At 64.4% G+C, this 23,800-nt stretch carries 25 protein-coding genes; 23 read left to right on the forward strand and 2 right to left on the reverse strand.

Annotation, left to right across the window (positions count from 1 at the left end):
* The first annotated feature begins 18 nt into the window (after positions 1-18).
* The 13 genes from FHP89_RS12160 (at position 19) to FHP89_RS12220 (ending at position 11,676) form a co-directional block, all read left to right on the forward strand.
* Positions 19-1,356, forward strand: coding sequence for an NAD(P)/FAD-dependent oxidoreductase (locus tag FHP89_RS12160; RefSeq protein WP_144178787.1), 1,338 nt, complete (start codon positions 19-21; stop codon positions 1,354-1,356).
* Positions 1,356-2,129: a DUF1365 domain-containing protein gene (locus FHP89_RS12165; RefSeq protein WP_186300340.1), complete on the forward strand. Its 774-nt coding sequence runs from the start codon at positions 1,356-1,358 to the stop codon at positions 2,127-2,129. Before FHP89_RS12160 ends, FHP89_RS12165 begins: the two co-directional genes overlap by 1 nt.
* Positions 2,126-3,364 (forward strand): SAM-dependent methyltransferase, encoded by a 1,239-nt coding sequence (locus FHP89_RS12170; RefSeq protein ID WP_144178786.1) that lies wholly within the window; start codon positions 2,126-2,128, stop codon positions 3,362-3,364. The genes FHP89_RS12165 and FHP89_RS12170 overlap by 4 nt, the downstream gene beginning before the upstream one ends.
* Positions 3,361-3,858 carry a chalcone isomerase family protein gene (locus FHP89_RS12175; RefSeq protein WP_144178785.1) on the forward strand — a complete coding sequence of 166 codons (498 nt, stop codon included), beginning with the start codon at positions 3,361-3,363 and terminating at the stop codon, positions 3,856-3,858. The genes FHP89_RS12170 and FHP89_RS12175 overlap by 4 nt, the downstream gene beginning before the upstream one ends.
* The gene (locus FHP89_RS12180; protein WP_144178784.1) at positions 3,855-5,105 is read left to right on the forward strand and encodes an MFS transporter; all 1,251 of its coding nucleotides are present in this window, start codon (positions 3,855-3,857) and stop codon (positions 5,103-5,105) included. The genes FHP89_RS12175 and FHP89_RS12180 overlap by 4 nt, the downstream gene beginning before the upstream one ends.
* Complete coding sequence (locus FHP89_RS12185) at positions 5,102-5,638, forward strand: DUF3833 domain-containing protein (protein WP_144178783.1); 537 nt, start codon at positions 5,102-5,104, stop codon at positions 5,636-5,638. Before FHP89_RS12180 ends, FHP89_RS12185 begins: the two co-directional genes overlap by 4 nt.
* Complete coding sequence (locus FHP89_RS12190; protein ID WP_144178782.1) at positions 5,635-6,417, forward strand: SDR family NAD(P)-dependent oxidoreductase; 783 nt, start codon at positions 5,635-5,637, stop codon at positions 6,415-6,417. Before FHP89_RS12185 ends, FHP89_RS12190 begins: the two co-directional genes overlap by 4 nt.
* On the forward strand, positions 6,417-6,848 hold the full coding sequence (locus tag FHP89_RS12195; protein WP_144178781.1) for a nuclear transport factor 2 family protein: 432 nt from the start codon (positions 6,417-6,419) through the stop codon (positions 6,846-6,848). Before FHP89_RS12190 ends, FHP89_RS12195 begins: the two co-directional genes overlap by 1 nt.
* Before the next feature lie 323 nt (positions 6,849-7,171).
* Positions 7,172-8,299: a cytochrome c oxidase subunit II gene (gene coxB / locus FHP89_RS12200; protein ID WP_144178780.1), complete on the forward strand. Its 1,128-nt coding sequence runs from the start codon at positions 7,172-7,174 to the stop codon at positions 8,297-8,299.
* A 20-nt stretch (positions 8,300-8,319) separates the two neighbouring features.
* On the forward strand, positions 8,320-9,906 hold the full coding sequence (gene ctaD, locus FHP89_RS12205; protein ID WP_144178779.1) for a cytochrome c oxidase subunit I: 1,587 nt from the start codon (positions 8,320-8,322) through the stop codon (positions 9,904-9,906).
* Between the two features lie 109 nt (positions 9,907-10,015).
* Positions 10,016-10,570 (forward strand): cytochrome c oxidase assembly protein, encoded by a 555-nt coding sequence (locus FHP89_RS12210; RefSeq protein ID WP_144178778.1) that lies wholly within the window; start codon positions 10,016-10,018, stop codon positions 10,568-10,570.
* A complete protein-coding gene (locus FHP89_RS12215) occupies positions 10,570-10,770 on the forward strand; it encodes a DUF2970 domain-containing protein (protein WP_144178777.1) in 201 nt (66 codons plus the stop codon). The genes FHP89_RS12210 and FHP89_RS12215 overlap by 1 nt, the downstream gene beginning before the upstream one ends.
* 54 nt (positions 10,771-10,824) lie before the next feature.
* Entirely contained in the window at positions 10,825-11,676 is an 852-nt protein-coding gene (locus FHP89_RS12220; RefSeq protein WP_144178776.1) for a cytochrome c oxidase subunit 3, read from the forward strand.
* Positions 11,677-11,691: 15 nt separating this feature from the next.
* Here FHP89_RS12220 and FHP89_RS12225 read toward each other — a convergent pair whose 3' ends face one another.
* The gene (locus tag FHP89_RS12225) at positions 11,692-11,886 is read right to left on the reverse strand and encodes a twin transmembrane helix small protein (RefSeq protein WP_144178775.1); all 195 of its coding nucleotides are present in this window, start codon (positions 11,884-11,886) and stop codon (positions 11,692-11,694) included.
* 60 nt (positions 11,887-11,946) lie between these two features.
* On the opposite strand from FHP89_RS12225, the gene FHP89_RS12230 reads away from it, so the two are divergent.
* The 6 genes from FHP89_RS12230 (at position 11,947) to ipdC (ending at position 17,407) form a co-directional block, all read left to right on the forward strand.
* On the forward strand, positions 11,947-12,648 hold the full coding sequence (locus FHP89_RS12230; protein ID WP_144178774.1) for an SURF1 family protein: 702 nt from the start codon (positions 11,947-11,949) through the stop codon (positions 12,646-12,648).
* Complete coding sequence (locus FHP89_RS12235) at positions 12,638-13,192, forward strand: hypothetical protein (RefSeq protein ID WP_144178867.1); 555 nt, start codon at positions 12,638-12,640, stop codon at positions 13,190-13,192. Before FHP89_RS12230 ends, FHP89_RS12235 begins: the two co-directional genes overlap by 11 nt.
* A 2-nt stretch (positions 13,193-13,194) precedes the next feature.
* Positions 13,195-14,208 carry a COX15/CtaA family protein gene (locus FHP89_RS12240; RefSeq protein ID WP_222105378.1) on the forward strand — a complete coding sequence of 338 codons (1,014 nt, stop codon included), beginning with the start codon at positions 13,195-13,197 and terminating at the stop codon, positions 14,206-14,208.
* Positions 14,189-15,088, forward strand: coding sequence for a heme o synthase (gene cyoE, locus FHP89_RS12245; RefSeq protein ID WP_144178773.1), 900 nt, complete (start codon positions 14,189-14,191; stop codon positions 15,086-15,088). Before FHP89_RS12240 ends, cyoE begins: the two co-directional genes overlap by 20 nt.
* Before the next feature lie 10 nt (positions 15,089-15,098).
* The gene (locus tag FHP89_RS12250) at positions 15,099-15,683 is read left to right on the forward strand and encodes an SCO family protein (RefSeq protein WP_144178772.1); all 585 of its coding nucleotides are present in this window, start codon (positions 15,099-15,101) and stop codon (positions 15,681-15,683) included.
* 95 nt (positions 15,684-15,778) lie between these two features.
* On the forward strand, positions 15,779-17,407 hold the full coding sequence (gene ipdC / locus FHP89_RS12255) for an indolepyruvate/phenylpyruvate decarboxylase (protein WP_144178771.1): 1,629 nt from the start codon (positions 15,779-15,781) through the stop codon (positions 17,405-17,407).
* 59 nt (positions 17,408-17,466) lie between these two features.
* Here the strand turns inward: ipdC and rpoH are convergent, their stop codons facing one another.
* On the reverse strand, positions 17,467-18,327 hold the full coding sequence (gene rpoH, locus FHP89_RS12260; protein ID WP_144178770.1) for an RNA polymerase sigma factor RpoH: 861 nt from the start codon (positions 18,325-18,327) through the stop codon (positions 17,467-17,469).
* Between the two features lie 249 nt (positions 18,328-18,576).
* Here rpoH and FHP89_RS12265 point away from each other — a divergent pair, with 249 nt between their 5' ends.
* The 4 genes from FHP89_RS12265 to FHP89_RS12280 form a co-directional block, all read left to right on the forward strand.
* Complete coding sequence (locus FHP89_RS12265; RefSeq protein WP_144178769.1) at positions 18,577-20,781, forward strand: type I secretion system permease/ATPase; 2,205 nt, start codon at positions 18,577-18,579, stop codon at positions 20,779-20,781.
* Positions 20,778-22,193, forward strand: coding sequence for an HlyD family type I secretion periplasmic adaptor subunit (locus FHP89_RS12270; RefSeq protein WP_144178768.1), 1,416 nt, complete (start codon positions 20,778-20,780; stop codon positions 22,191-22,193). The genes FHP89_RS12265 and FHP89_RS12270 overlap by 4 nt, the downstream gene beginning before the upstream one ends.
* Positions 22,190-22,807: a response regulator transcription factor gene (locus tag FHP89_RS12275; RefSeq protein WP_144178767.1), complete on the forward strand. Its 618-nt coding sequence runs from the start codon at positions 22,190-22,192 to the stop codon at positions 22,805-22,807. Before FHP89_RS12270 ends, FHP89_RS12275 begins: the two co-directional genes overlap by 4 nt.
* A 133-nt stretch (positions 22,808-22,940) precedes the next feature.
* The coding region (locus FHP89_RS12280; protein WP_144224971.1) for a retention module-containing protein at positions 22,941-23,800 on the forward strand (860 nt) is incomplete at its 3' end.

The following is a 23,800-nucleotide window of genomic DNA, read 5'->3' on the forward strand; positions in this document are numbered from 1 at the left end:
AATCATTAGGAGTCGATCATGGACATGACCGAACAAAACCGCTTTACGCCGCCGCCGGGCCAGAAGATTGCCGTGATCGGCGGTGGAATCTCCGGCCTGGCGACGGCCTGGCTGTTGCGCAAGACGCATCAGGTGACGCTCTTCGAAGCGGCCGACTATATGGGCGGACATACGAATACGGTCGACGTCGAGCTCGACGGCCAGGTGGCGGCGGTGGATACCGGTTTTCTGGTGTTCAACCAGCGTACCTATCCGAACCTGTGTGCGCTGTTTGCGCAGCTGGGGGTCGAGTCGGTGGCCTCGGAAATGTCGTTTTCGGTGAGCCTCTCGGACCCGGACATGGAGTGGTCGGGCACCTCGCTGGCGACGCTTTTCGGCCAGCCGCGCAATGCAGTGCGACCCGCGTTCTGGCGGATGGTGGCCGACATCGTCCGCTTCAACCGTGAGGCGAGCGCGATGGCGGTGTCGGCGCAGGCATCGTCTGACTCGTTGGGGCATTACCTCGATACGCACGGCTACGGGCAAGCCTTTCGCGACTGGTATCTGTTGCCGATGGCGGCTGCCATCTGGTCGTGCCCGACGCGCACCATGCTCGCCTATCCAGTGAGCACTTTTGTGCGCTTTTGCCTCAATCATGGCTTGCTGCAGATACAGAATCGCCCGCAATGGCTGACGGTCGCCGGCGGCGCCAAGCGCTATGTGGCCCGCATGGTGGCCGATCTCGACGATGTGCGGCTGGCCTCGCCGGTTGGGCGGGTGGTTCGCTCGCTGCGGGGTGTGCGGGTGCACACGCCGCAGGGTGTCGAAGATTTTGACGGTGTCGTGCTCGCCTGCCATAGCGATCAGGCGCTGGCCATGCTCGGGCGGCAGGTGACGCGGGCAGAAGCGTCGGTGCTGGGCGCGGTGCGCTACCAGCCCAATGTGGCATGGCTGCATACCGACCGTGCGCTGTTGCCGCGTCGCGAGGCGCTGTGGTCGGCCTGGAACTATATGGCCGGGGCGGTGCCGAGCGATGGCGACGCGCCGGTGTCGGTGTCCTACCTCATCAACAAGCTCCAGCCGCTGCCGTTTGCCCGGCCGGTGGTGGTGTCGCTCAACCCGTACCGCGCCCCGCGCGATGAACACGTGATCAAGCGCATCGAGTACGCGCACCCGGTGTTCGACCAGCTAGCCATCGAGGCTCAGGGCTGGTTGCCGGCGGTGCAGGGGCAGCACCGCACCTGGTTTGCCGGCGCGTGGCAGGGCTATGGGTTTCATGAAGACGGCCTGCGCTCGGCCATGGACGTCGCGCGCCGTCTCGGCGCCGAGATCCCGTGGGGTGCGCCCGCCGACGCCCCAGTGGCGCTGAGCGCCTGATGAGCATGCCGCTGACCGCCAGCGTCGGGACCGGCTCCGTGGTACATGTGCGCCACACGCCGGTCACGCATCGCTTTGTCTATCCCATCGCCTTCCTGCGGGTGCCGCTGTCGGCGTGGGACTCGTTGCGCGTGCCGCTGCTGGGTGTCGACCGGCCGAATGTCTTCAGCCTGCGCCGGGCCGATCACGGCGCGCGCGACGGCGGCGATCCGGCGGTGTGGCTGGCCAGGATGCTGCGCGACAAGGGCCTGGCCGAAGTGGCCGATGGCGAAGTCATTCTGCAGACCTTTCCGCGCCTGCTCGGCTACGTGTTCAACCCGGTCAGTTTCTGGTTTTGCCATGACGCCAACGGTGCCCTGCGGGCCGTGCTGGCCGAGGTGAACAACACCTTTGGCGAGCGTCACACCTATGTGGTGGCCCACCCGGACCACCGCCCGATCGCCTCGACCGACGTCTTCACCGTGGCCAAGGTCTTCCATGTGTCGCCGTTCTTCCCGGTGTCCGGTGTGTATCGATTCCGCTTCGACCTATCGGCCTATCGCAGCGCGGTGAGCATCGACTACTTCGAAGACGGCAAGCCGCAATTGTCGACGCGTCTGGTCGGCACGCTCGCGCCGCTGGGCGGCCGGGCACTGGCCGGCTGGGCGATGCGCTTCCCGTTCATGACGCTGGGCGTCATGTGGCGCATCCATGTGCAGGCGCTCAAGTTGTGGCGCAAGCGCGTGCCGTTTTTCCGCAAACCCGAACCCCCGCTCGAGAGGATCAGCTCATGAACACCAATGAACACTCTTTGTCATTTCGTCCGGCCAGCCGTGAGGTGCGTTTGCCCCGGCGGGTGCGTGCGGTGTTGCGCTTGCTCGAAGGCTTGCGCGGCGGCGCGGTCGCGCTGCAGTTGCCCGGCATGTCGCCTTTGCGCCTGGGCGAGGGCGAGGTGGTGGCGAGCTGGACGGTCACCGATCTGGCCATGTTCGATCAGGTCATTGCCAGCGGTGACATTGGCCTGGGCGAGAGCTGGATGGACGGCCAGTGGCATTGCGACAACCTGAGCGCGCTGCTCGGCCTGCTGGCGGCCAACCGTGAATCGCTGGGGCGCGCGGTGCGCGGCAGTGGCTGGTCGCTGCTGCTGCATCGGCTGGCGCATCTGGCGCGCAAAAACACGCGACGCGGTTCGCGTCGCAATATCGCCGCCCACTACGATCTGGGCAACGAGTTTTACCGTTTGTGGCTCGATCCGTCGATGACCTACTCGTCAGCGGTGTTTGCGCATGCCGACGAGCCACTGATCGACGCGCAGACCCGCAAGTACCGCCGTATTCTCGACCAGCTCGGCGCACAGCCCGGCCAGCGGATTCTCGAGGTGGGCTGCGGCTGGGGCGGCTTTGCCGAGATCGCCGCGCGCGACTATGGCTGCGAGGTGCACGGCATCACGCTGTCGCCGCGCCAGCGCGATCTGGCGCAGGCGCGCGCCGACGCGGGCGGCTGGGCGGATCGGGTGTACTTCGAGCTACGCGACTATCGCGATGTGCAGGGCACCTACGACCATATCGTGTCGATCGAGATGATCGAAGCGGTCGGTGAGGCCTTTTGGCCGACTTACTACGCCCAGCTCAAAAACTGTCTCGCGCCGGGCGGGCGGGTGGTGATTCAGGCCATCACCATCAATGAAACCTTGTTCGACGGCTATCGCCGCGGCACCGACTTCATTCAGCGCTACATCTTTCCGGGCGGCATGTTGCCCACGCCGACGCGGGTGTCGGCCGACGCCGGTCGCGCGGGGCTCGAGACGGTGGATCGCTTCGATTTCGGACTCGACTACGCCCGTACCCTGCAGCGCTGGGCAGTGGCGTTCAACAGCCAGCAATCGGCGGTGCGGGTGCAGGGTTTCGACGATCGTTTCGTGCGCATGTGGCAGTTCTACCTGGCTTACTGCGAGGCGGGTTTCGTTGCTGGCGACCTCGGTGTGCATCACTTTTGCCTGGCGCATGCCGAGCCGGAGCGCGCCCAATGAAACGCCGGGTGCTGATCGCACTGATGCTGGCCTGGAGCGCAGTCGCACGGGCCGAAGTGCCCTTGCCCGGCGCCCTGGATCGCGGGGCATGGCAGCGTGTCGGCAGTGGCAGCCTCGATTGGTTCGTGCTGCGGGTCTACGACGCCACCTTGTGGCGCGGCACGCCCGGCGAGGCCTTGGCGATTCGATACGCGCGGGACATCCCCGCCACGGCGCTGATCGACACCACCTTTGAAGAAATGGCGCGCCTGGGTGTGAGCGACGCCGAGCGCTGGCGTGCGCCCCTGTCGGCGATTTTTCCCGACGTACAAGAAGGCGAGGTGCTGGTGGCCCTGCGCGAGGCGGGTAAGGGCGTGCAGTTTTTTCATCAGGGGCGACCGGTGGGCCGCATCGCCGAGGCGGCGTTCGGCGAGGCCTTCTTCGGCATCTGGCTTGACCCGCGTACGCGGGAGCCGGCGCTGCGCGCGCAGCTGCTCGGCGAGTCGCGGCCATGACCACCGCCGTGCTGCCGCGCCGAGAGGTGCTGGCCTATGGCGTGCTCGGCTTGCCACTCGCGTTCGCGGCGCTGCCGATCTATGTGCACGTGCCCAAGCTGTATGCCGATTCGCTCGGCATGCCGCTGGCGCTGGTGGGTGGCGTGTTGCTCGGGGCGCGCATTCTGGATGCCGTTGCCGACCCCCTGATCGGTCAATTCAGCGACCGCGCGCGGGGGCGCAGGGCGTTGATCGCATGGGGTCTGATACCGCTGGGCCTGGGCGTGCTGGCCTTGCTGCGCCCGCCCGACTCGGCCGGCGCGCTGTGGCTGATCATGGCGCTCACGGTGGCCTACGCGGGCTACTCGGTGGCCAATATCAACTACCAGGCCTGGGGCGCGCGCTTGGCGCCGACATCGCTGGACCGGACCCGGGTGGTGGCCTCGCGGGAGGGCTTCGGTTTGCTGGGCGTGGTGCTGGCCGCGACCTTGCCGGGGCTGTTGGCAACGGACTCGGCCGAGGGGCTGGCGGCTTTGGCGTTGGTCTTCGTACCCGTGCTGATGCTGGCGGCGTGGCTGACGCTCGGTCGCGTGGGGCGGGATTCGGCCCACGGTGCCAGTCATGCCCCGGCCTTCGCCATGCTCGCCGCGGTGTTTGGCCGGCCGGCCTTTCGGCGTCTGCTCGTGGTGTTTGCCGTGGGCGGTATCGCGGCCGCCGTGCCGGCGACGACCGTGCTGTTTTTTGTGGATGACGTGATCGGTCAGGGCGACCGAGCGGGCCTGTTTCTGGCCGCCTATTTTGTCGCAGGCGCGGCGAGTTTGCCGCTGTGGGTGGCGGTGGCGCGCCGCGTGGGCAAGGTGCGCGCCTGGCTGCTGGGCATGTTGGTCAGCATCGCCGCCTTTGCGTGGGCCGCCGGCTTGTCGGCCGGCGACGGCACTACCTTTCTGGTGATCTGCCTGGCATCAGGTTTGGCGCTGGGCGCGGACCTGACCTTGCCGCCGGCCATTCTGGCCGATCAGCTCGCCGAATCGACGTCGGGTGACGGGGCGTGTTTCGGCTGGTGGAATTTTGTGACCAAGGCCAATCTGGCGTTGGCCGCCGGGCTGGCCTTGCCCTTGCTCGCGCTGCTGGGCTATGTGCCCGGCGGGCAGGATGAGGCGGCGCTGCGCGCGCTGGCCGTGGTGTATGCCGGTGTGCCGGTGGTGCTCAAGCTGATCGCTGCGTTGTTGCTGTGGCGCTGGCGCAATCACATGGGAGAGTTGCGATGAAAAAATGGTTATGTGCGCTGCTGGGTGCGATTGGCCTGAGCGGCTGTGCGGGCACCGATGTGTCGCGCTACGCCGCCGAGACGCCGCGCTTGACCCTGGAGTCCTACTTCAACGGAACGCTCGATGCGTGGGGCATGTTTCAGGACCGCAGTGGTGAGGTGATCAAGCGCTTCCATGTGGTGATCGATGCGTCGTGGGAGGGGCCGGTCGGGACACTGGACGAGCGTTTTACCTACGCTGATGGCACGACCCAGCGCCGGGTGTGGACGATCCGCGCCGAGGGCGACGGACGTTACACCGGCACGGCCGACGATGTGGTCGGTATGGCCGAGGGGCAGGCACGCGGCAATGCGCTGCGCTGGCGCTATGTGTTGGCCTTGCCGGTGGACGGCAAGGTGTATGAGGTGGATTTCGACGACTGGATGATTCTGATCGATGAGCGCGTCATGCTCAATCGCTCGGCAATGCGCAAGTTCGGCATTCACTTGGGCGAGGTGACGCTGAGCTTTACCAAGCGCGAGGCGGGCCAATGAGCCTCAACCCGCCGATTCGTGACTGGCGCGGCCAGCGGGTCTGGCTGGTGGGGGCGTCCACTGGGATTGGCGAGGCGCTGGCGCACGCCTTGTCGGCGCGGGGCGCGCGGCTGGCCTTGAGCGGGCGCCGGGCGGAGGCGCTCGAGACGGTGGCGGAGGCGGTCGGCGGTGCCGAGGTGTTGCCGCTAGATATCACGGCGGCAGGGGCGGTGGCCGATGCCTGGGCGGCATTGCTGGACCGTTGGGGCGGCTGCGATGTGGTGATCTTTCTGGCCGGTGCGTATCAACCCACGCCGGCGGACGAGCTGAGCGCCGAGGCAATTCATGCGACCGTGGCGGTCAATCTGTCGGCCACCATGGCCGGGGTGGCGGCGGTCTTGCCGGCCATGCTGGCGCGGGGGCAGGGCCATGTGGCGGTGGTGTCAAGTGTGGCGGGTTACTCCGGGCTGCCGCGAGCCTGTGTGTATGGCGCGACCAAGGCGGGGCTGATCAACTTTGCGGAGAGCCTGTTTCTGGAGCTGCGGCCACGCGGCATCGGTGTGCATGTGATCAACCCCGGTTTTGTGGCGACGCGCCTGACCGCCGGCAATGATTTCCCCATGCCGGCACTGATCGATCCGCCGACGGCGGCCGAGGCGGTGGTCGAGGGCTTTCGCCGGGGCGAGTTCGATATTCATTTTCCGAAGCGCTTTTCGCGGGTACTCAAGCTCTTGCGCTTGCTGCCTTACAGGCTCTACTTTGCGTTGGTGCGCCGGCTGACCGGCGGGGGAGGGCGGTGATGGTGACGCTCGATTCGCTGGTGCGCTTCTACGAAACGCTGACGCCAACCAAGGTCGATGGCTTCGCGGCGTTTTATGCGGAGGATGCGCATTTTGTTGATCCGTTCAATGATGTGCACGGCATCGACGCGATCAAAAGCATCTTCAGCCACATGTTCGAGCAACTCGGCACGCCGCGTTTTGTGGTGACCGAGCGGTTCGAGCGGGGCGACCAGGCCATGCTGATTTGGGCGCTGCACTGTCGCCTTGCCGGCCGGGACGTTGAGATCATCGGCGCCAGCCATCTGCGCTTCGATGCGTCGGGGCGCGTCACCGAGCACCGGGACTTCTGGGATGCCGCCGGCGGGGTGTACGAAGAGCTTCCGCTGATGGGCGCGCTGATGCGATGGCTCCGGCGACGTCTGGCCGCACCGCAAACGACGATGGAATAAGCGGCGGCTCGCGACGTGGCGGCGCAAGCCTGCGGCGCCCGAAGCGCGGACGTGTTGCAGCGCACTAGCTCATAGTGCACTGCAGCACGTTGATCCATATCAAAAATCTCCTTGCGACGTTTAAAACGCATGTGGCACTATGCCGCGCAGAGACCGATTCCGCGCAAAACAAATCACACAGCGGATTTCGGGGGAGAGAGACCGCAACCGGCGCAAGGCGGGTTCCGGATGGCCTGAGCCCCGCAGAGATTTGACGGCGCCGTTTTGGCTGACCGGGAACGCTAGTTTTTTGCGCCCCACATAGACTTGGATGGGGGTTGCACATGAGCGTGTTGGCTCGTTTCGCAGTAACCGCACTGTCCGCCGTGCCCGCAACCGGGGCGTGGGCGGAACAGTCCAGCGTCAATCTACAGACGCCGGTGACCTCCGTGGCCACCGAAATTTATGACATGCACACTCTGATGATGATCATCTGTCTGGTGATCTTCGTGGCGGTGTTTGGTGTCATGTTCTGGTCGGTGTTTCACCACCGCAAGTCCAAAGGGGCCGTGGCGGCGCATTTCCACGAGAACACCATGGTGGAAATCGCGTGGACGGTGATCCCGGTGCTGATCCTGCTTGGCATGGCCTGGCCGGCGACCAAGACGGTGATCTCCATGAAGGACACCTCCAACCCCGATATCACCATCAAGGCCACCGGTTATCAGTGGAAGTGGGGTTACGACTACATCAAGGGCGAGGGCGAGGGCATCAAGTTCGTCTCGAACATGTCGACCCCGCAGGACCAGATTCAGAACCGGGCCGCCAAGGGCGAGAACTATCTGCTTGAGGTGGATAACCCGATGGTGGTGCCAGTGGGCAAGAAAGTGCGTATTTTGCTGACCGCCAATGACGTGATTCACGCGTGGTGGGTGCCGGCGCTGGGGGTGAAGCAGGACGCCATTCCGGGCTTCATTCGCGACACCTGGTTCCGTGCCGATCAGGAAGGCATCTTCCGCGGCAACTGCGCCGAGCTGTGCGGCAAGGACCACGGCTTCATGCCGATCGAGGTGCATGTGCTGTCGGCCGAAAAATACGCCGCCTGGGTTGCTGATCAGCAAGGCAAACTGGCTGCGACGAAGGAAGACCCGACCAAGGAGTGGGCGCTGGCCGACCTCGTGGCCAAGGGCGAGCAGGTGTTTGCCGCCAACTGTGCCGCCTGTCACCAAGCCAATGGTCAGGGCATGCCGCCGGCCTTCCCGCCGCTCGATGGCGCGGCCATCGCGACGGGCGACAAGGCCGAGCAGATCAAGGTGGTGACGCAGGGGCGCGATGGCACTGCCATGGCCGCGTTCGGCAAGCAGTTGTCGGCCACGGACCTCGCGGCGGTCATTACCTACACCCGCAATGCCTGGAGTAACCAGACGGGCGAAGCCATCCAGCCGGCCGACATCACGGCCGTGCTTAACTGAGTTCAGGTAGAGGAGGCTGCATGTCTGCTGTCACCCCCGATCAAGTGCACGACGATCATCACCATCACGGCCCGACCGGCCTGATGCGCTGGATCACCACGACGAATCACAAGGACATCGGCACGATGTACCTGATTTTCAGTTTCATCATGTTCCTCTCAGGGGGTGTGATGGCGCTGACAATTCGGGCCGAGTTGTTCCAGCCGGGCATGCAGATCGTGCAGCCCGAGTTCTTCAATCAGCTCACCACCATGCACGGTCTGGTGATGGTGTTCGGTGCGATCATGCCGGCCTTTGTGGGCTTTGCGAACTGGATGCTGCCGCTGATGATCGGCGCCTCCGACATGGCCTTCGCGCGCATGAACAACTGGAGCTTCTGGCTGCTGCCGGTGGCGGCGATCCTGCTGATCGGCTCCTTCTTTGTACCGGGCGGCGCCACCGCCGCGGGCTGGACGCTGTATGCGCCACTGTCGGTGCAGATGGGCATGGGCATGGATCTGACGATCTTTGCGGTGCACATCATGGGTATCAGCTCGATCATGGGCGCCATCAATATCGTGGTGACCGTGCTCAACATGCGCGCCCCCGGCATGACGATGATGAAGATGCCGCTGTTCTGCTGGACCTGGCTGATCACGGCTTACCTGCTGATCGCGGTGATGCCGGTGCTCGCTGGTGCGGTGACCATGATTCTCACCGACCGTCATTTCGGCACCAGCTTCTTCAATGCGGCTGGCGGCGGTGACCCGGTGCTGTATCAGCACGTGTTCTGGTTCTTCGGGCACCCCGAGGTGTACATCATGATTTTGCCGGCCTTCGGCATTGTCAGTGAAATCATCCCGACCTTTGCCCGCAAGCCGCTGTTTGGCTATGCCTCGATGGTGTATGCCACGGCCTCGATCGCCGTGCTGTCCTTCGTCGTTTGGGCGCACCACATGTTCACCACCGGCATGCCGGCGGCGACACAGCTGTTCTTCATGTACGCGACCATGCTGATCGCGGTGCCCACCGGGGTGAAAGTGTTCAACTGGGTGGCCACCATGTGGCGCGGCTCGATGACCTTCGAGACGCCCATGCTGTGGGCGACCGGCTTCATCTTCGTGTTCACCATGGGTGGCTTTACCGGCCTGATCTGCGCGATTGCGCCGATCGACATCCAGGTGCAGGACACCTATTACGTGGTGGCGCACTTCCACTATGTGCTGGTGGCCGGCTCGCTGTTTGCCCTGTTTGCCGGTGCCTACTACTGGCTGCCGAAATGGACCGGGGTCATGTACTCCGAGTTCATCGGCAAGCTGCACTTCTGGTGCTCGATCATCTTCTTCAACATCACCTTCTTCCCGATGCACTTCCTGGGTCTGGCCGGCATGCCGCGCCGGATTCCTGACTACGCGCTGCAGTTCGCTGACTTCAACGCGCTGGCCAGTATCGGTGCCTTCGGCTTTGGTCTGTCGCAGCTGATCTTCATCGTCGCCGTGGTCAAGTGCGTGCGCGGTGAGGGCAAGAAAGCGGCGGCCAGTCCGTGGGAAGACGCGCAGGGCCTCGAGTGGACAGTGCCGTCGCCGGCACCGCACCACACCTTCGAGATCCCGCCGGTCGTCAAGTGATCGCCGCTGCCATGACCAAAGGGAAGAACATCCGCTCTGCACTGTTGTTGCTGGTGATGGCGCTGGTGTTCTTCTTCGCCATCATGGTCAAGATCGGGTGGTTGGGCCAATGAACGCGCAGGCGAAAGACAACCGCCGTCTGCTGGTGCGCCTCGGTATTGCTGCGGTGGCCATGTTCGGTTTCGGCTTTGCCTTGGTGCCGTTTTATGAGGCCATCTGCCAGGTCACCGGCTTGCGCAACATCCTGCAGCCGGATGTGGTGGAGAACACGCAAGTCGATCCGACACGCCAGCTGACCATCGAGCTGGATGCCAATACGCATGATCTGGCCTGGCGTTTCCGCCCGACGCAGAACACGGTCGATGTTCACCCGGGGCAGTTGGTCGAGATTACCTACGAGGTGACCAACACGCGCGACGTGCCCATCACCGGGCAGGCGGTGCCGAGCTATGGGCCGCAGCTGGCGGGGGACTACTTCAAGAAGCTCAACTGCTTCTGTTTCGAGAAGCAGACCCTGGCCGCAGGCGAGACGCGGGTCATGCCGGTGTTGTTCGTGGTCGACCCCAAGCTGCCGAATGATGTGCATACGATCACCTTGTCCTACACCTTCTTCGAGGTGGAGGGCACGCAGGCGCAGCAAACGGCGCCGGGCGGGCGCAGCTGATGGCCGACACGCCACGCGCCAGCTTCTGGGCCACCTTGCGTGCGGTGCTGTGGTCTTTTGTGGGGATTCGCAAGCGACGTCACTACAACGATGACGCCACCTCGCTGAACCCCAAGGCGGTCATCGTTGCCGGCCTGCTGGCCGGCCTGGTGTTCGTGCTGAGTATCGTCGCCTTCGTACGCTTCGTCGTGGGCGCATGAGTTGAGGGTTGCGCGCATGCGCGACCGCAGAATTAACTGACCGGAGACTTCAACATGAGTCCGACTTTCGAGAAGTACTTCGTACCAGAGCCGTCGAAGTTTCCCATCTTCGGTTCCTTCGCCCTGCTGTGCATCGGCGCGGGTTCGGTGATGTGGCTGAACCATACCGGGCCGGGGCCGCTGGTGTTCTTCGTGGGCCTGGCGACGCTGATCTACATGTTGTTTGGCTGGTTTGGTCAGGTGATTCGCGAATCCGAAAGCGGGCAATACGGCAAGAACGTCGACGCCTCCTTCCGCTGGAGCATGGGCTGGTTCATCTTCTCCGAGGTGATGTTCTTCTTCGCCTTCTTTGGCGTGCTGTTCTACGTGCGCGTCATTGCGGTGCCGTCGCTCGGCAGCGAAGAGAGCGTGAGCGTGCTGTGGCAAGGCTTCGAGGCCGCGTGGCCGACCGCGGGTCCGCGCGCCGAAGAGGCGTTCTCGCCGATGGGCGCCTGGGGCATCCCGGCCATCAACACCCTGATTCTGCTGACCTCTGGCGCCACGCTGACCTGGGCCCACTGGGGCATGATGAAAGACAACCGGACGCAGCTCAAACTCGGTTTGTTGCTCACCGTGCTGCTCGGCGCCTTGTTCATGGGCTTTCAGATTTACGAATACATGCACGCCTACGGCGAGATGAACCTGAAGATGACCTCAGGCATCTACGGCTCGACCTTCTACATGATGACCGGCTTCCACGGCCTGCATGTGACAATTGGCGCGATCATGTTGCTGGTGATGCTGTTCCGCGTGATGGCGGGCCACTTCACCAAAGACAATCACTTTGCCTTTGAAGCGGCGGCCTGGTACTGGCACTTTGTCGACGTGGTCTGGCTGGTGTTGTTCGTGGTGGTCTATTGGCTGTGATGGCCGGGGTGTGTGTTACAGGCGGCCGGGAATGATGCCGGTCGCAAAGCCCGCCATCAGCAACAGAAACAAGCCGATCGACAGCCCGACCCGCAGCGTCAGCGCACGGATGACCCGTGGCCCTTTGCCATCATCGCGCAGCATGAACAACAGGGCGGAGCCCAGGCTGACCAGAATGGCGATCAGAAAGAGAACGACGATGATGCGCATGCGAGGCTCCACGGAGGTGTTATTTCAGTTTAGCCCAGTGGCTCCGTCGCAGGGGTGAGCATGCGGTTGAAGGGCGTTGTGCCCTACGTGGTGGGGGTGCTGGTCTGCGTGCTGACGATCAAGCTCGGGCTGTGGCAAACCGACCGGGCGGAAGAAAAGCGGGCGCTGGGCGCGCGCATCGAAGCCGCGGCGACCGCGCCTTCGACCACCGCGGCGGCGAACCTGACCGAGTGGCAAGTGCTGCGGCTGACGGGGCAGTGGCGTAGTGAAGCAACGATCTACCTCGACAACCGGGTGCAGTATGGTCAGCCGGGTTATCACGTGCTCACGCCCTTGCAGATGGTCGATGGCACGGTGGTGCTGGTCAAGCGAGGCTGGACGGGCATTGGGCTGAATCGCAGCGCCTTGCCGGTCGTGAATACGCCGACGGGCGAGGTGACGATCAACGGGCGAGTCCGCTTGCCCGAGGCCAAGCCCTACACCTTGGCGGATGCGCCGGGCGAGGGCGCGCGTTGGCAATATGTGGACCTGGCGGCCTATCGCGCCTGGTCGAAACTGGCAGTCATTGACGAGGTGCTTGAGCAAACCGACCCCTCGACTGACGGCCTCATCCGCGACTGGCCCCGCCCCGATCTTGGGGTGGATCGTCACCGCGGCTATGCGGTGCAATGGTTTGGTCTGGCGGCTTTGTCCGCCGGCTTGTGTGGATGGTTTGGATGGCGGCGCTGGAGGCGTCATGGCAGTGGCTCAAATGACTCGTAAAGCCCGGCTCACGCTGGTGGCCCTGATTGTGGTGTGTGTGTTGCCGGTGGCGGCATCGTATTTTGCGTTCTACGTCTGGCAACCGAGCGGGCGAAGCAACTACGGCGATCTGGTGACGCCGACCCTGCTGCCCGATGGCGCGCTTGCCACCGCCGACGGCGGTCAGTTCGCGCGCGAGGACATCAAAGGTTTCTGGACCTATGTCGTCGTCTCGCCCGCCGCATGTGACGAAAGCTGCCGGCAGGCCTTGTATTTCACGCGCCAGGTGCGCACCGCACAGGCCAAGGAATCGCCTCGGGTCGCACGGGTCTGGCTGCTGTCGGATGACGGCGCGCCCGACGCGTCGCTGCTGGCCGAGCATCCTGAGTTGGTCGTCGCGCGGGCTGACCGCCAATGGCTGGATCAACTCGACGGCACCACCGTCGCGCAGGTCTGGCTCGCCGATCCGCGTGGCAACGTGATGATGCGCTATCCCACCGAGCTGGATCCGAAAGGCATGGTCAAGGACCTCGCGCGGCTCCTCAAATACTCGCAGGTCGGCTGAGCATGTATCGTCGGCTGGTCTTCCTGGCGTTGTCACTCACCCTCGCGGTGGTGGTGTTTGGCGCCTATGTGCGGCTGTCGGATGCCGGCCTCGGCTGCCCCGACTGGCCAGGGTGTTATGGGCAGGTGACGCCTGCACATGCAGCCGAGCACATCGCCGAGGCCGAGTCTGCCGCGCCGGGCGGGCCGGTGTCGCTGCCCAAGGCGTGGAAGGAAATGATCCACCGCTATCTGGCGGCCACGCTGGGCTTCATCATTCTGGTGATTGCCGCACTGGCCTGGCGGCAGCGGCGCGACCCGGACGTACGGCCCGGCATTGCGGTGTTGCTCGTTGGGGTGGTCATTTTTCAGGGGCTGTTGGGCAAGTGGACGGTCACGCTGTTGCTCAAGCCCGCCATCGTGACCGGGCATCTGCTTGGCGGGCTGGCCACGCTTTCCTTGCTCGCGCTGCTGGCAATTCGCGCCGGCGGGCTGAGGCGACGCTTTGCCTCGCCGGCTCTGGTGCGTTTTGCGCGCCTCGGTTTGTTGCTGGTGCTCGTCCAGATTGTGCTCGGCGGCTGGACCAGTACCAACTACGCGGCGCTGGCGTGCACCGATTTCCCGACCTGCCACGGCAGCTGGTGGCCAGCCATGGACACGGCCAATGCCTTTCATGTGGTGCGCGAACTGGGCATGACCGCGACCGGCGATCTGCTCTCACATGAGGCGCTGACCGCCATTCACTGGGCGCACCGGATTGGCGCCCTCGTTGTGACGGTGTGCTTGCTCGGGTTGATGATGGGTTTGACGAAGCAGGGTTTTGGCCGGATGGCCGCGCTGCTGGCGTTGTTGCTGGTCGGGCAGGTCGGCCTCGGCATTGCCAACGTGGTGATGAGTCTGCCGCTGCCGCTGGCCGTGGCCCACAACGCCGGTGCAGCGCTTCTGTTGTTGATGATGGTGATGATTAATACACGGCTGATGCCCGGGCGGGCATGGGGCGTTGCAGGGAGTAAAAAACATGAAAACGCTTACGCTTGATAGCGCCGATGCCTTGCGTCGCCTGCGGCACTTTTATGTGCTGACCAAGCCGCGGGTCAATACGCTGATCGTCTTCTGCGCCATGATCGGCATGTTCCTCGCGGTGCCGGAAGGCTTGCCCTCGGCGCAGATCGTGCTGTTCGCCACGCTCGGTATCGCGTGTGTTGCGGGGGCCGCGGCGGCGATGAACTGCCTGATCGAACAACAGATCGATGCGCGCATGGCGCGTACCCGGGCGCGCCCTCTGCCGCGCGGTGAGTTGTCCTCGGCCGAGACGCTGGCGTTTTCGCTGGTGCTCGGCGGCGCGGGTCTGCTGTTGCTCTACAACGCGGTGAACCCGCTCACCATGTGGCTGACGCTGGCCACCTTTGTGGGTTATGCCGTGGTCTACACGGTGTTTCTCAAGCCGCGCACGCCGCAGAACATCGTGATCGGCGGCGCGTCCGGCGCCATGCCGCCGGTGCTTGGCTGGGCCGCCGTGACCGGCGAAGTGGGCAGCGATGCCTTGCTGCTGTTTCTCATCATCTTTGCCTGGACGCCGCCGCACTTCTGGGCGCTGGCCTTGTATCGCAGCGCCGATTACGCCCGCGCCGGCCTGCCCATGCTGCCGGTCACGCACGGCTCGCGTTACACCCGGCTGTCGGTGCTGCTCTACACCATCATTTTGTTTGCGGTCACGCTGCTGCCGTTCGCCACACGCATGAGCGGTGTGGCCTATCTGGCGGCGGCGGTGGTGCTGGGTCTGGCCTTCCTGCGTTACGCATGGCGTTTGTATGTGGATTACAGCGACAAATTGTCGCAACAGACTTTCCGCTTCTCCATCGTGTACCTATCATCGCTGTTTGCCGCCTTGCTGGTGGATCACTACTTGCCCTATTGATGAGGCCACGATGCTTCGAATCCTCCTGGTGGTCGCCGCGCTTGCGCTGACCGCCTGCAGTCCTGCTGAACCGCCCAAGAGTTTCAAGAACACCGACATCACCGGCGCCGACTACGGCAAAGGCTTCTCGCTCACCGACCACACCGGCGCGCCGCGTACGCTCACCGATTTCAAAGGCAAGGTGGTGACGCTGTTCTTTGGCTTTACCCAGTGCCCGGACGTGTGCCCGACCAACTTGCTGACCATGACCGAAGTCATGCGTCTGCTCGGACCCAATGCCGAGCGCACCCAGGTGTTGTTCATGACGGTCGACCCCGAGCGCGATACGCAGGAGTTGCTGTCGCAGTATGTGCCGGCCTTCGATACGCGCTTCCTCGGGCTGTTTGGCGACATGGCGACCACCGAAGCGGTGGCCAAGGACTTCAAGGTTTTCTACCGCAAGAGCGGTGACACCGAGGGGCCGAACTACACCATCGACCACTCGGCCGGCACCTATGTGTTCGACACCCAGGGTCGGCTGCGGCTCTACGTCAAGCACGGCACATCGGCACAGGATATTGCCGAGGACATCCAGGCCTTGTTCTCCGAGACCTGACGCGAGGCAGAATCTGCCAAATGCAGGCCGTATTACGCAATAACGGAATCGGGCGAATCGGTAATCTGGGCGCTTTCCTGTCCCGGAGATTCGTCATGAATCTGTCTCAAGTTCTGCTGTCGGCGCTCAAGGCACATGGCGCGCGCGAAGTGTTCGGCATTCCCGGCGATTTCGCCCTCCCGTTTTTTCGGGAAATCGAAAACTCCGGCATCCTCCCGCTTTACACCCTAAGCCACGAGCCCGGCGTCGGCTTCGCCGCCGACGCCTCGGCGCGCATTCGCAGCACGCTGTCGGTGGCTGCCGTGACCTATGGCGCGGGCGCGCTCAACATGGTCAACCCGGTGGCCGGCGCCTACGCCGAGAAATCGCCCGTGGTGGTCATCTCCGGCGCGCCGGGCAAGGGCGAGTCGAGCACCGGCCTGCTGCTGCATCACCAGGCCAAAACCCTGGATTCGCAGTTCGCCATCTACCAGGAAATCACTTGCGACCAGGCGCGCCTGACCGACGCGCGTACTGCACCGGCCGAGATTGCGCGTGTGCTCGCCAGTTGTCTGCGTGAGTCGCGCCCGGTGTATATCGAACTTCCGCGCGACATGGTGGCTGAGCCTTGTGAACCCGTCGTGGCCTTAGGCGAGCCGGTGGTGGACGACGCGGCCCTCGACGCCTGCGCCGATGAAATCCTCGCGCGTCTTGCCGCGGCCGAACGGCCGGTGCTGATGGCCGGCGTCGAGGTCCGACGCTTCGATCTGGAGGTGCAGGTGGCGGCCCTGGCGCGCCAGTTGGGCATTCCGGTGGTGACCAGTATTCTCGGTCGCGGCCTGCTCGCCGGGCATGATGCACCGCTGGCGGGCACCTATCTGGGCGTGGCGGGGGCCGAGTCGGTGACTTCCCTGGTGGAGGATTCGGACGCGCTGCTGATGCTCGGCGTGCTGGTGTCGGACACCAATTTTGGTGTGTCGGCGCGGCAGATTGATCTGCGCAAGGCGATCGTGGCCTGCGACAGCGAAGTCACGCTCGGTTATCACACCTACACGCACCTGCCACTCGGGCGGGTCGTGCGACGGCTGTTGGAGCGTGCGCCCGCCGCCCGGCAAGTGCCGACCCTGCCGCCGCCGAGCTATCCGCACGGGATGGTGGCCGACGATGCGCCCATCGTGCCCGGTGACATCGCCCGCGGCATCAACGACCTGATGGCCCGCCACGGCGTGATGCCGATCGCCGCCGACATGGGCGACTGCATGTTCACCGCCATGGATATTGCGCACCAGGCGCTGGTGGCGCCGGGTTACTACGCCACCATGGGCTTCGGCGTGCCGGCGGGGCTGGGGCTGCAAGCGGCCACCGGCGAGCGGCCCTTGATTCTGGTCGGCGATGGCGCGTTTCAGATGACGGGCTGGGAGCTCGGCAACTGCAGCCGCTTTGGCTGGGACCCGATCGTGCTGGTGTTCAACAACCGCTCGTGGGAGATGCTGCGCACCTTCCAGCCGGAGTCGTCCTTCAATGACCTGAGCCACTGGGACTTCGCCGGGATGGCCAAGGGGCTGGGCGGCGATGGCATGCGGGTTGAGACCCGAGCCGAGCTGGCCGCGGCGCTGGCGCATGCGGTGGCCACGCGCGGGCGCTTCCAGTTGATCGATGTGAGCATTCCGCGCGGCGAGTTGTCGCCGACGCTCAAGCGCTTTGTCGAGGGCGTCAAACGCCTGTCGGCCCCCGGCGCGCGCTGAGCGCATGAAAAAGGGCGACCTGCGGGTCGCCCTTGTTTTTTTGCCGTCGCCGTCGGGGCTCAGGCCAGTGCGGCCAGTTCGCCGCGCATCTGCTTGAGCGCCTTGGCTTCGATCTGGCGAATCCGCTCGGCGGAGACGCCGTACTCGTCGGCCAGCTCGTGCAGCGTGGCGGCCTTGCCATCGTCGCCGGTGAGCCAGCGGGCCGAGATGATGTGGCGGCTGCGCTCGTCCAGTGCGGCCATGGCATTGACCAGACCGTCGCTTTGCAATTGTGCCTGCTCGGCGTTGGCCAGCAACTCGCTCGGTTCGGCAGCGGGGTCGCGCAGGTAGGCGATGGGGGCGAAGTGCTCGTCATCGTCGTCGCGGCCGCCGTCGAGGGGCACGTCCTGCCCGCCGAGACGGGTTTCCATCTCGACGACTTCTTCGGGCTTGACGCCAAGCTGCGCGGCAACCGCCGACACATCGTCGGGGCTCAGCGCGTTGCGATCTTTCTTCAGGCTGCGCAGGTTGAAGAACAGCTTGCGCTGGGCCTTGGTGGTGGCCACTTTGACCAGGCGCGCGTTCTTCAGGATGTACTCGTGGATCTCGGCCTTGATCCAGTGAATGGCGAAGGACACCAGGCGTACGCCGCGGCGCGGGTCGAAGCGCTTGACCGCCTTCATGAGGCCGAGATTGCCTTCCTGGATCAGGTCGGCATGCGGCAGGCCGTAGCCCAGATAGCCGCGGGCAATCGCCACCACCAGGCGCAGGTGTGACAACACCAGGGCGCGGGCCGCCTCGACATCGCCTTCGTCATGCAGGCGGTGGGCGTAGGTCTTTTCCTCCTGCTCGGTGAGCAAGGGGATGCGGTTGGCGAACTGGATGTACTGGTCGATACTGCCGACGGAGGTCGGGATCGGTAGCGACAAAGTGTGCGTCATCGACGATGTCCTCCCAAAAAGTTGCGGCTATTTTAGCACTCGCGTACTGGGAGTGCTAACAACGGAGTGAGTTCCGTGATCTTGAGGAAAAAATGCGTGTCCTGGGCTGCCCGGCAGGGTGACGTCGCCTAAATTGCGCCGAGCCTGTGCCAATATTGGCGTTTCGCATAAAGTCGGCGCGCGTGTTGCCGTTACTGACCTGCGAGACTCGCCTTCTTTCCCGACGAACGGGAGCTGCGACAGGATCACATGACTGACAACGACATTTCTCAGGTCGATACGGCGCCACCGGCCGCCCCCGCTGCTGAAGCGGTGGCGGCGCCAGCCGCCGATGTGCATCGGCCCGACGCCTTGCTTGAAAGTTTGCTGGTGATTGCGCGTGCGCACGGCTGCACCCTCACGCGCGATGCGGCCACGGCCGGCTTGCCGCTGGTCAATCATCGCCTGACCCCGTCCTTGTTTGATCGCGCCGCGCGCCGCGCCGGACTGACCTCCAATCTGACCCGCCGACCGCTGGAGCGGCTCAATGCCGCACTCTTTCCGGTGGTGCTGGTTCTGGCCGATGAACAGGCTTGCGTTTTGCTGGGTTGGAGCGACGATGGTTCGATCGCGCGGGTGATCTTTCCTGAGCTCGGCGATGCCGAAGCCGAACTCCCGATCGAAGATCTGGCCGCCCGCTATGCCGGCTATGCGATTTTTGTGCGACCGCGTTTCCGTTTCGATGCGCGCACGCCGGAGGTGGGCGCCGTGCGCCATCGGCACTGGTTCTGGGGCGCGATCAACGATAACCGCCCGCTGTATCGCGATGTGCTGGTCGCGGCCTTGATGATCAATCTGTTCGCCATTGCGCTGCCCATGTTCACCATGAACGTGTATGACCGTGTGGTGCCGAACAACGCCGTCGATACCTTGTGGATGCTGGCCATCGGGGTGTCGATCGTGATGGTGGCGGACTTGGTGATGCGCACCATGCGCGGCTATTTCATTGATCTGGCCGGCAACCGGGTCGATGTCAAATTGTCGGCTTACATCATGGAGCGGGTGCTCGGCCTGCAAATGGAGCAGCGGCCGGTGTCGGCCGGCTCGTTTGCGGCCAACCTGCGCTCCTTCGAGACGGTGCGCGATTTCATCACCTCGGCCACCGTCAGCGCTTTTGTCGATCTGCCCTTTGCCTTGATCTTCCTGGTGGTGATTGGCTGGATTGCGTGGCCGATGATTATTCCCATCATTGTCGGCGTGCTGATCGTGCTGCTCTACGCGATGACGGTGCAGAGCCGGATGCATGAGCTGTCCGAAACCACCTATCGGGCCGGCGCGCAGCGCAATGCCACGCTGGTGGAAAGCCTGGTCGGGCTGGAGGCGGTCAAGGCGCTCGGTTGCGAGGGCTACATGCAGCGCAAGTGGGAGCAGAGCGCGGTGTTTCTGGCGCGCACCAGCGCCCAGCTGCGGCTGCTGTCGGCGTCGACCATGAACGGCGCGCTGTGGGTACAGCAGACCACCAATGTGGCGATCATCGTGCTCGGCGTGTATCTGATTTCCAAGGGCGAGCTGAGCATGGGCGGGCTGATCGCCTGCTCGATGCTGTCGTCGCGCGCGCTGGCACCGATCAGTCAGGTGGCCGGCTTGCTGACGCAGTATCACAACGCGGCGACGGCGCTGACCTCGCTGGACGAAATTCTGTCGCGGCCCATCGAGCGGCCGGAGGATTCCAGCTTTGTCAGCCGGCAGAATTTTATTGGCCGCATCGAATTCAAGGATGTGCATTTTGTGTACCCGGGCCAGGACGTCGAGGCGCTGCGCAATGTGTCGCTGCGCATCGAGCCGGGCGAGCGGGTGGCGATTCTGGGCCGTGTGGGCTCTGGCAAGACCACCCTGCACAAACTGATTCTCGGCCTGTACCGGCCCACCGAGGGCGCGGTGCTGATCGACGACATCGATCTGCGCCAGCTCGACCCGGCCGAACTGCGCCGTCATGTGGGCTATGTGCCGCAGGATGTGACGCTGTTCTACGGCAGCCTGCGCGACAACCTCACCATCGCCTCGCGCGACGCCGACGACGCCGACGTGGTGCGCGCCAGCGAGCAGGCGGGGATCGCGGAGTTTGTGAATAGCCATCCCAAGGGTTTTGACATGCTCGTGGGTGAGCGGGGTGAATCGCTCTCGGGTGGTCAGCGGCAAGGCGTGGCGATTGCCCGCGCGCTGATCAACGATCCGCCCATCCTGCTGATGGATGAGCCGACCGGCTCGATGGACCATTCGAGCGAGGAATACGTCAAGCAGCAATTGCGCAGTTGCTCCGCAGGCAAGACGATGATCGTCATCACCCATCGCACCTCGCTGCTCGAACTGGTCGACCGGATCATCGTGGTGGACGGCGGCAAGATCGTTGCTGACGGACCCAAGTCTCAAGTGGTCGAAGCCTTGCGCCAGGGGCGTATCGGGAGGGCCGCATGAGTAATCTGAATGCGGAACAGTTCAAGCGCATCGGCCAAGCGTCGAACGCCGTGGCGAGTCGCACCCGTCCGCTGCTCGACCGGCTGTTCGGGCGCATGGTGCCCGAGCAGCGTGAAACCGATGTCGATTGGGGCGGCGATGCCGATCGCGCCGTGATGGAGCAGGAGCCGCTGCGCGCGCGTGCGCTGTTGCGCGGCTCGCTGGTGGTGTTCTTGCTGCTGGTGGTGTGGGCGGGCTTTGCCGAAATCGACGAAGTCACCCGCGGCGAAGGGCGCGTCATCCCGTCCAGTCAGTTGCAGGTCTTGCAGTCCTTCGACGGCGGCGTGGTGGAGGAGATTCTGGTCAAGGAGGGCGACGTGGTCGATATCGGCCAGACCCTGGTGCGCATCGACCCCACCCGGTTTGTCTCCTCCCTGCGCGAAAACCGGGTGCAGTACTACGCCCTGGTGGCCAAGGCTGCGCGGCTGGTGGCCATGTCCGAAGGCGCGGCGTTCATCCCGCCGCCCGAGGTTGCCAAGGCGGCGCCGGAACTGGTTGATCAAGAGCGTGCGCTGTACGACGCGGGCCAGGCCAAGCTCGACGGCGAGCTGGCCATCGCACGCCAGCAGATGGCGCAGCGTAGTCAGGAACTGGTGGAGGTGCAGGCGCGACTGGCGCAAGCCACGCAGACCTTCAATCTGGTGTCGCAAGAACTTGATGTGACCAAACCCTTGCTCGCATCGGGCGCCGTGTCCGAAGTCGAGCTGCTGCGCCTCGAGCGCGACGTGGCGCGCTTGCGTGGCGAGCGCAATCAGGCGAGCGCGCAGATCGCGCGCATCCAGTCATCCATTGCCGAAGCCAATCGCAATATTCAAGACGTCGAGCTCAGCTATCGCAATGCGGCTCGCAACGAGCTGGCCGATACGCGGGCCAAACTCAACAGCCTGTCCGAAGGCAGTCTGGCGTTGGTGGATCGGGTCAAGCATGCCGAGGTGAAATCGCCCATGCGCGGCACGGTCAAGCGTTTGCTGATCAACACCGTCGGTGGCGTGGTGCAGCCCGGCAAGGAAGTGGCCGAAGTGGTGCCCCTGGACGAGGCGCTGCTGCTCGAAGCCAAGATCAATCCCAAGGATATTGGCTTCCTGCGTCCGGGGCAGCCGGCCGAGGTCAAATTCACGGCTTACGACTTCTCCATCTATGGCGGACTCAAGGCCACGGTGGAGCAAATTGGTGCCGATACGGTGATGGACGACCGCGGAAATGCCTTTTATATCGTGCGCGTGCGCACAACAGAGTCAAGTTTGGGGCAGAACCTGCCGATTATCCCTGGCATGGTCGCGCAAGTTGACGTGCTGACCGGCAAGAAAACCATTTTGTCGTATTTGCTCAAACCGGTTTTGCGGGCTAAGGCCAATGCGCTGACGGAACGATGACAAAGCACCTATTCATCTCCTCGAAAGGCCAACTCCAGCCGCGCTGGCGCAGCGCGTTTCCGGATGCCGTCGTGCGCACCGCATTGGGTGGCGGCCGTCCGGACGTGCTGTGGTGGGCCTGCGTGCCGCTCAATTCGGCCGAGCTGTCATCGGCCATTGCGGCCCTGCCTGGCGTGCCCGTTGTCGTGCTCTCACCCGAGCCGGTGCAGGAAGACGCCATGCACGCCATCGCACTTGGCGCGCGTGGCTACTGCCACAGTCACGCCACCCCCGCCATGCTGCAGCAGGTGGCCGTCGCCGTGACGCACGGCGGCCTGTGGCTGGGCCCCGAGTTGATGAGCCGGCTCATGGGCGCGGCCAGCGAGCGCCTGCTCGGCGAGCATCCCGCCGAGGTCGATCCGGGGCTGGACCTGCTGACGCCGCGTGAACGGGCCGTCGCGCTCGAAGTCGCCCGTGGCGCCACCAACAAAGAAGCCGCCCGCCGGCTCGACATCACCGAGCGCACCGTCAAGGCCCACCTCGGCGCCGCCTTCGAAAAGCTCGGCGTGCGCGACCGGCTCCAACTCGTGCTGGCACTCAAATATGTGCCGGTCGATGTCGATCACGCGGCCTGAGCCCCGGCTGCTGCGCCATCGCGCGCGGCCCACCCTGTCCACCGGTCCAATAGGCTTCGCCGCGCTGCGACCGTAGTCTTTCATTATCGAATCAGTGTAGGTCGGCGCTGTGCCGGCCCAGCGGAGAACTCAAATGGCGATCAACCAACCCGTAGCAACCGTCGTGGCAGTCATCGGCGAGGCCTATGCCCGCAACGCAAACGGCGAACTGCGCGTGCTCAAGGCCGGTGACGCCCTTTACGAAGGTGAGGTGGTCATCACCCGCAACGGCGGCCGCGTCGAACTGGCCACCAGTGACGGCCAGCTGCTCGAAGTGCAGCCCAACGAAACCATCGCCATCACCGCCGAGCTCTCCGACACCACCCGCCCGACACCGCAAGAATCCACCGTCGGCGACGCGACGATTGACCGCGTCATCCAGGCCATCAACGACGGCGGCGACATCGACGACGCCATCGACGCCCCGGCTGCCGGTCTGAACGGTGGCGCCGGTGGCGAAGGCAACAGCTTCGTCCGCCTGCTGCGCATCACCGAAGGCGTGGATCCGCTGGAGTTCGAGTTCGGCACCGCTCGCACCGCGCCAGAGTTTGTGTTTGATGGCGGCACGGGGGAAGAGACTGCCAGCGTTGTCGAAACGGCGGGTGTCACGGCCGTGATCTCGATCAGCGGCGAGTCCAGTGTGATCGAGGGCGAGTCAATCACCTACACTGTGTCGGTCGACAAAGCCCCGGCCTCGGCGCTGACCGTGAATGTGGTGACGGGTCATGTCACCACCGACAACGGCGACCTCGTTCCGGTCACGACGGCAGTCACGATTGCCGCCGGCGCGACCAGCGCCACCTTTACGGTGAATACGCTCGACGACGCCTACGCCGACAGCGGCGAGACCTTCACCGCCAGCATCGCCAGCACCACCGGTGGTGGCTACGAGAATCTGGTCGTTGGCACCAGCAGCGTGACCACGACCATCCTCGACCAGACCGGCAGCGATAA

It is taken from the genome of Denitromonas ohlonensis (genome assembly GCF_007625205.1).
GTDB classification, from domain to species: Bacteria; Pseudomonadota; Gammaproteobacteria; order Burkholderiales; family Rhodocyclaceae; genus Nitrogeniibacter; species Nitrogeniibacter ohlonensis.